Annotated in this window: 9 protein-coding genes; 3 read left to right on the top strand and 6 right to left on the bottom strand. The window is 69.4% G+C overall.

Features of this window, described 5'->3' with window-relative positions:
- Nucleotides 1-258 precede the first annotated feature (258 nt).
- The 4 genes from VF542_RS16070 to VF542_RS16055 all read right to left on the bottom strand — a co-directional run bounded on the left by VF542_RS16070 (nucleotide 259) and on the right by VF542_RS16055 (nucleotide 2,986).
- Entirely contained in the window at nucleotides 259-804 is a 546-nt protein-coding gene (locus VF542_RS16070) for a hypothetical protein (RefSeq protein WP_408652702.1), read from the bottom strand.
- A gap of 139 nt (nucleotides 805-943) precedes the next feature.
- Nucleotides 944-1,309 (bottom strand): VOC family protein, encoded by a 366-nt coding sequence (locus VF542_RS16065; RefSeq protein ID WP_408652701.1) that lies wholly within the window; start codon nucleotides 1,307-1,309, stop codon nucleotides 944-946.
- Between the two features lie 79 nt (nucleotides 1,310-1,388).
- The gene (locus tag VF542_RS16060; protein WP_408652700.1) at nucleotides 1,389-2,645 is read right to left on the bottom strand and encodes an RNA polymerase sigma factor; all 1,257 of its coding nucleotides are present in this window, start codon (nucleotides 2,643-2,645) and stop codon (nucleotides 1,389-1,391) included.
- Nucleotides 2,642-2,986 (bottom strand): YciI family protein, encoded by a 345-nt coding sequence (locus VF542_RS16055; protein ID WP_408652699.1) that lies wholly within the window; start codon nucleotides 2,984-2,986, stop codon nucleotides 2,642-2,644. The genes VF542_RS16060 and VF542_RS16055 overlap by 4 nt, the downstream gene beginning before the upstream one ends.
- A 113-nt stretch (nucleotides 2,987-3,099) precedes the next feature.
- Here VF542_RS16055 and VF542_RS16050 point away from each other — a divergent pair, with 113 nt between their 5' ends.
- Complete coding sequence (locus VF542_RS16050; RefSeq protein ID WP_408652698.1) at nucleotides 3,100-3,666, top strand: GNAT family N-acetyltransferase; 567 nt, start codon at nucleotides 3,100-3,102, stop codon at nucleotides 3,664-3,666.
- 70 nt (nucleotides 3,667-3,736) lie between these two features.
- On the opposite strand, the gene VF542_RS16045 is transcribed toward VF542_RS16050, so the two are convergent.
- Both VF542_RS16045 and VF542_RS16040 read right to left on the bottom strand, forming a co-directional pair.
- On the bottom strand, nucleotides 3,737-4,195 hold the full coding sequence (locus VF542_RS16045; RefSeq protein ID WP_408652697.1) for a DUF2690 domain-containing protein: 459 nt from the start codon (nucleotides 4,193-4,195) through the stop codon (nucleotides 3,737-3,739).
- 295 nt (nucleotides 4,196-4,490) lie between these two features.
- Complete coding sequence (locus VF542_RS16040; protein WP_408652696.1) at nucleotides 4,491-4,988, bottom strand: ArsR/SmtB family transcription factor; 498 nt, start codon at nucleotides 4,986-4,988, stop codon at nucleotides 4,491-4,493.
- Between the two features lie 69 nt (nucleotides 4,989-5,057).
- Between VF542_RS16040 and VF542_RS16035 the strand changes: the two genes are divergently transcribed.
- Together VF542_RS16035 and VF542_RS16030 are read left to right on the top strand one after the other, a co-directional pair.
- Nucleotides 5,058-6,320 carry an MFS transporter gene (locus VF542_RS16035; protein WP_408652695.1) on the top strand — a complete coding sequence of 421 codons (1,263 nt, stop codon included), beginning with the start codon at nucleotides 5,058-5,060 and terminating at the stop codon, nucleotides 6,318-6,320.
- 2 nt (nucleotides 6,321-6,322) lie between these two features.
- The coding region (locus VF542_RS16030; RefSeq protein ID WP_408652694.1) for a pyridoxal-phosphate dependent enzyme at nucleotides 6,323-6,835 on the top strand (513 nt) is incomplete at its 3' end.

Below are 6,835 nucleotides of genomic sequence, written 5' to 3'. Positions count from 1 at the left end.
ACCGCGCACTCTTTCCGGAAGGGTCCGCGGAACTGGACTGCGTGCTGGTGATGCGCGAGGTTCCCGTCGTCTGGCAACCGCTGGCACCGTTGCGGGCTCCAGAACGTCCGGACGCCGTCCGCGCCTAACAGGTCCGCGCCTGACAGGTCCGCGCCTGAGGGTCGGCTGCCGAAGGCCGGCCTGCCGAGGTCAGCTGCGGAGCACAGGACAGGGCACCTGGCTTGGGTGGCCCGCCGGCCACCCAAGCCAGGCGTGCGGTTAGCCGTCCGAGTCGTCGGTGTCCCCGCTGCCGTGGCCCCGTCCGCCGGGGCCGCCGGCCCCCATGCCGTCCTGGACCTCGGTAACGGCAAAGTTGGCGTCGAACTTGACGGTGACGAGGCTGCCGTCGGCCTTGGTCATGTGCGCCTCGTACGTCGCGCCGTCGCCGTCGGTCTCCACCCGGTAGACGGTGCCGCCGGGCACCGCCTTCAGCGCGGCCGCCTTGAGCTTGGCCGCCTGGTCGGCGGTGACGGCCTTCTCATCCCCTCGGACCGGGGTGGACTGCTTGTTCGGCGCCCGGTCCGGCGCCGGCGCACCGTTGGTGCCCGGAGCCGCCGTGCTGCTGGACGAGCTCGGCGCGGACGGCGTGGTGGTGGCGGCGCCGGACAGCACCGTGCCTCCGATGATCGCGCCGGCTACCACACCGGTCGCGAGCAGGCCGCCGCCCACGAGCAGGCCCCGACGTCCTCGTGCTGGCTGGCCGGTCCCGCCGTACGTCCCGCTGGAGGGCGGCACGGGCGGTGGCGACCATTCACTTGGGTTCATGGAAACACCTCCTGAAACCGGCTGGGCCCGGATGGCCCGGCCGTTGGAGTCCATCGTGTTAACCGACCCTGTCGCGATGTCGTGCCGAAGCTGAGAGGACCATGTGGGTGGTCAGTCCGAGGTGATCAGTCCGAGGTGGTCAGTCCGAGGTGGTCAGGCAGAACGGGTGACCGACCGGGTCGAGGTAGACACAGAAGTGCTCCTCGTCCGGCTGGTAGTCGTGCTTGCGCGCCCCGGCTGCCAGCACCCGCGCCCCGGCGGCCTGCAGGTCATCGACATAGAAGTCCAGGTGCAGCTGCATCGACGAGCTCGGGTCCGGCCAGGTCGGCGGCCGGTAGCCGGCCGCGCTCTGGAAGTCGATCCGGCCGCCCGGGCCCTTCACCGTTGCCCACGACTCGTCTACGTAGGTCACCTCCCCGCCCGTGATGTCGGCGTAGAAGGCGGCCAACTCCCCCGGGTTCGGGCACTCGAGCGCCACCGAACTGAGCCTGATCGAGTCGGACATGAGGCATCTCCTTATCCGGAAAGGCAAATCGACCGCATGGGGCAGTCAACCGGCCGGCGCAACCAACCGGCCGGGACGATTATCCGGCCGGGGCACTGCGCCCCGGCCCGAGTTCGGTGAGGCGCCGTTGCAGCAACCGCTGCTCGGGCTGGCCCTCGGGTGCCAGCCGGAGCGCCGCGAGGTAGGCCTGCCGCGCCTCGTCGCCGCGGCCCAGCCTGCGCAGCAGATCCGCGCGAGCAGCCGGCAGCAGGTAATAACCATCGAGGACGGTGTCGTCCAGAGCGTCAAGCTCCCGCAGCCCCGCCTGGTAGCCGTCCCGGAAGCCGACGGCGATGGCCCGGTTCAGGGCGATCACCGGTGACGGCTGGACGGCCAGCAGCGCGTCGTAGAGGCCGACGATGGTGCCCCAGTCGGTGACCGCCGCGGTCGCCGCCGTGGCGTGGCAGGCGGCGATCTGTGCCTGCAGCCGGTAGGTCCCGGGCACCCGCCCCGAACGGCCCGCGCGGCGCAGCTGCCGGCGCCCCTCCTCGATCAGCCCCGCGTCCCAACGGCTGCGGTCCTGCTCCTCCATCGGCACCAGCTCACCGTGGGAATCGAAGCGGGTCGCGCGCCGGGCCATCTGTAAGGTGACCAGCGCCAGCAAGCCGCGAGCCTCGTCCTCGCCCGGCATCAGGTCGACCAGCAGCCTGGCCAGTCGCAGCGCCTCGACGGCCAGGTGGTCCTCGGGCTGGCCGTAGCCGGCGTTGAAGATCAGGTAGAGCACGGCCAGCACTCCCCCGGTGCGCTCGGCCAGCAGCTCGTCGGGAGGTACCCGGTACGGGATGGCCGCGTGGGAGATCTTCTGCTTGGTGCGCAGCAACCGCTGGGACATGGTGGGCTCGGACACCAGGAACGCCCGCGCGATCTGACCGGTGCTCAGCCCGGCCACCGTCTTGAGAGTCAGCGCCACCCGGGACTCCAGGGCCAGCGCCGGATGGCAACAGGTGAAGATCAGCCGCAGCCGGTCGTCGGGGGCGTCCAGCGGCTGGACACCACCGGCTCCGATCTCATCCAGGATCGCTCGCTGCTGGAGTTTGGCGCGCTCGGTCTGGCGGCGGCGCAGGACGTCCAGTGCCCGGTTCCTCGCCACGGTGGTCAGCCAGGCCACCGGTGAGCGCGGCATCATTCCCTCCTGCGGCCAGTGCACGAGCGCTTTCTCGACCGCGTCCTGAACGCAGTCCTCGGCCAGGTCCCAGTCGCCGGTCAGCCGGATGAGGCTGGCCACCATGCCGGCCCGCTCCGCCGCTACGGCGGAGGCGATCGCCTCGGCCGTGGCGCGGCGAGCGGATGGGATCAATCCTCCCCCGTCCAGAACGGGCGCAGTTCGAGCTTGCCGCCGTTGGCCATCGGGTGCCGGGCGGCGATCGCGATCGCCTCGTCGAGGTCCTCGCACTCCAGGATGTCGAAGCCGGCGATCCACTCCTTCGACTCGGTGAACGGCCCGTCGGTGACCAGCACCTGCCCGCGGCTGACCCTGACCGTGGTGGCGTCGCTGACCGGGCGCAGGACCTCGCCCATGATCCGCTTGCCCCTGCCGTCCACGTCGGCCACCCACTCGTCGGTGGTCAGGTCATTCTCCGATGGCTCCGCCTCGGCAGCCGCGGCCGGATCGACGACGACGAACATCATGTACCTCATGGGCTCTGCTCCCTCGATTGGTCGTGCGAACGAAGATACGACGAATGCGCGACCCTCCGATCCGACAGCTTCCTCCTCCACGTGATGAGCGGCTCCAGGAGGATTATGGGGCCATGCCGGAGCTGGTAGGTGCCGTCGTCCCCGCCGGCCGGCTGAGGCGCCAGGACCAGCCGACGCTGTCGGTGGATGAGCTGACGGTGCGCCCGTGGCGGCGCTCCGATGCCACCGCGGTCGCCGAGGCCTATCGGGATCCGGAGATCCAACTCTGGCACGTCCGGACGATGGACGGCGCCGAGGCGCAGGCCTGGGTCAGCGCCTGGTCGGACCGGTGGGCGGCGGAGACGGCCGCGAGCTGGGCGGTCACCGAGAACGACGTGCTGCTCGGGCGCACCGGGTTCCGCGCCGTCGACCTCGCTGACGGCTCCGCCGAAGCCGCCTACTGGACGGTGCCGGCCGCCCGGGGACGCGGGGTTGCCGTCCGAGCGCTGCGCGCGGTGTCCGAGTGGATGCTCGCCAACGGCCTGCACCGGCTGGAGGTGAACCACTCGGTCGCCAATCCCGCGTCGTGCCGGGTGGCCACGAAGGCCGGCTATGCCTATGAGGGAACCAAACGCCGGCAAGCACTGCACCTGGATGGCTGGCACGACATGCACCTGCACGCCCTGATCGCCACACCCTGACTGGCCGGGCAGCTGTGAGATCAGCTCAGTGCTGTCGAGATGACCCGGTGCTGGTGAGGATCAGCGCCGATCAGTAGTCCGACGTCCTGGTGGTGTACTCGACGCCGCAGCAACCGTTCGGGTCGATGGTGATCCGGGCGTAGCTGGTCATGTCCTTGTCGTAGAGCATCTCGCTGTAGGCGTCCTGACCGCCATTCTTGACCAGATCGACCTCTACCCGATCATCCCTGTTGCGGTGGATGTAAGCGTAGAGCGCCCACGTCTCGGAGGTCGCCTTGACGCTGTGGGCGTGTGCCCAGGCGGTGTGGCAGTTGACCGAGTACATCAGGTCGACATATCCGAGCGCCGTGCCACTGCCGTTGTACAGCACCTTGTGGTAGATCACCTGCTGGTCGGCGCGGCAGCCGTACTCGTAGGCGTAGTGACCGTCCATCGGGCTGTAGGTAGCCGCTCCGGCGGGCGTGATGCCACCCAGCATGGCCAGAGTGGCCGCTGCAATCACTGCGGCGATGCGCTTGGCGAATGTCACTCGATCTCCCCTTGATTGGTACAGCTCGGGTCGGTACAGCGCATGACGGCCGGGCGGTCCCCGGGTCACCAGCTGCCGGAATATCCGCGGAGCGTAGCAGCACCGGCTGCTGCCTCAAGGCTGATTGCCCTTTACCGATAAGGCTTTCCGCGACTGTGCATCACGGACACTTCAGTACTTCTGGCCATGATTCAGCTGAATTGGAGGGGCACCCTGATCATTCCGACGGGTACGGGGTGATCGACCAGGTATGGCCGTCCGGATCGGCGAACGCGTCGGGTAGCCCGAAGATGCGTTATGGCCGGTTCGGGTCGGGATGCAGGGCGAGGAACAGCGACCAGGCCGGCGCGGACGGATCCTGCGGGAGCTGGGCGACCTCCTCCAGCAGGTTCTGCAGCCGGGTGCGGAATTCCTCGAAATCCGACGGCGACAGCCGCAGCCCGAGCCGGGCGGTGTCCGCCTGCTGGTCGGACACCAGGGCGATCTCTTCCAGGAAGGCCTCCAGCATCGTGCTACCCGACGCCGGGGCGCTGACCCGCCATGACTTTCCGGTTGCCAGGTACGGGATCTCGCGTGCCCCGCGGGTGCCGCGACGCTGCGGCTGCGGCTGCAGGAAGCCGGTCCGCACGAGCCTCCGGATGTGGTGCAGGATGCTCGCCGGGTCACGCCCGAGGATCTGCGCGATCTCCTTGTTGGTGTGCGCCTCCCCCAGGCAGATGCGCAGGATCCGCAACCGCAGGGTCGATGCCAGTGCCTTGGCCTCCTCGTCACTGGCCGGTTCGCGGTGGTCCATGCCGACCAGTCTAGGACCTGTTCCGGCAAGTGATTGACAAATGCCAATCACTGAGCACAGGATAGCTGCGTGACCGACGATCTCGACCGTCCACGGCGCCGCGGCCTGTGGCACCATCCGGAGTTCCGGCGGTTGTGGATCGGTGAGAGCGTCAGCCAGTTCGGCTCCACCATCAGCCAGCTGGCACTGCCGCTGGTCGCCATTCTCATCGTCCATGCCAGCACGTTCGAGGTCGGGCTGCTGGTCACGTTCCAGATGGCGGCGTTCCTCGTCGTGGGACTTCCGGCGGGCGCGTGGGTGGACCGGATGAGGTTCCGCGCCGTGCTGATCGTCAACGACGTGCTGCGGGCGGTGGCGCTGGCCTCGGTGCCGGTCGCTCACTGGCTGGGCGTGCTCAGCATCGGGCAGCTGTACGCCGTCGCGCTGCTGACCGGCGTGTGCACGGTGTTCTTCGACGTGGCATACCAGTCCTACGTTCCTGAGCTGGTCGACCGGGAGCAGCTCGTCGATGCCAATGCCAAGCTGCAGGCCAGTGAATCGGTGTCGCAGATCGGTGGCCCGAGTGCCGGCGGCCTGCTGATCCAGGTACTGACGGCGCCGTACGCGGTGCTGCTGGATGCGGCCAGCTTCCTCTGGTCGGCGTCCTGGGTCGCCGCGATCAGGACCAGGCCGCCGAAGGCCGAGCGCCGGCCCGACCGCAACCTGCGCCGGGAGATCGGCGAAGGGCTTCGCTTCGTCCTGGGCAATCGGCTGTTGCGCTCGATCGCGCTGTGCACCGGCACGTCCAACCTGTTCGGCTCGATAGCGGCGGCGGTGTTCTACGTACTGCTCGCGCGCGAGCTGCGGCTGTCCCCCGGGTTGATCGGCCTGATCGAATCGACCTCGGCGATCGGTGGACTGGCGGGCTCGTTGGTGGCCGACCGGTTCGCCCGCCGGGTCGGGCAGGGGCCGGCCATCTGGATCTCGGCCCTGGCGATGGCACCGTTCGGGTTCGTCGCTCCGTTCGTGCAACGCGACTGGACCCTGGCGCTGCTGGCCTTCGCGCAGGGCGTTATGTGGCTCAACGTGGTCATCTACAACATCACCCAGGTGAGCTTCCGGCAGGGCCTGTGCCCGCCGGCGCTGCTCGGCCGGATGAACGCGACGATGAGGTTCCTGGTGTGGGGAACCATGCCGGTCGGCGGCTTCCTCGGTGGCGTGCTGGGTGAGACGATCGGTGTCCGGCAGACCCTGTTCGTGGTGGCGGTCGGCGGCTCGCTGAGCTTCCTGCCGGTCTTTCTCTCGCCGCTGCGGCGCATGCGTGAACTGCCCAGCTACGCCGCTACCGTGTGAGCATGACGACGCTCCCGACCGGATCGACACCACGGGTGCAGCTCGGCAGCTGGCCCACCGCGCTGGAACCGGCGCCCCGGCTGGCAGCCGCGCTCGGACTCGGCAGCGATGACCTGTGGATCAAGCGTGAAGACCTCGGCGGTCTCGGCGGTGGCGGCAACAAGCTTCGCAAGCTCGAGTGGACGGTCGGCGCCGCGCTGGCCGACGGTGCCGACACCCTGGTCACCATCGGACCGGCGCAGAGCAATCACGCCCGGCTGACCGCCGCGGTCGGCGCCCGGTTGGGCCTGCGAGTGGTGCTGGTCTTTCCCGGCCGGTACGAACACACCCGAGGAGGCAACGTCGCGCTGGTGGGCCTGTTCGGCGCCGAGACGCACTGGGCGGGTGAGGTCGGCTTCGTCGAGCTGGCCGAGGTCGCCACCGGCATCACCGACCAGCTGCGCGCCGAGGGGGCCCGGCCGGTGCTGCTGCCCCTGGGAGGCTCCAGCGCCACCGGCGCGCGCGGCTACCTCGAA

This window comes from Jatrophihabitans sp. (assembly GCF_036389215.1).
Classification (GTDB): Bacteria; Actinomycetota; Actinomycetes; order Mycobacteriales; family Jatrophihabitantaceae; genus Jatrophihabitans_A.
Note: the sequence above shows the minus strand (reverse complement) of the source record. Positions and strands in the feature narration are given on the sequence as shown.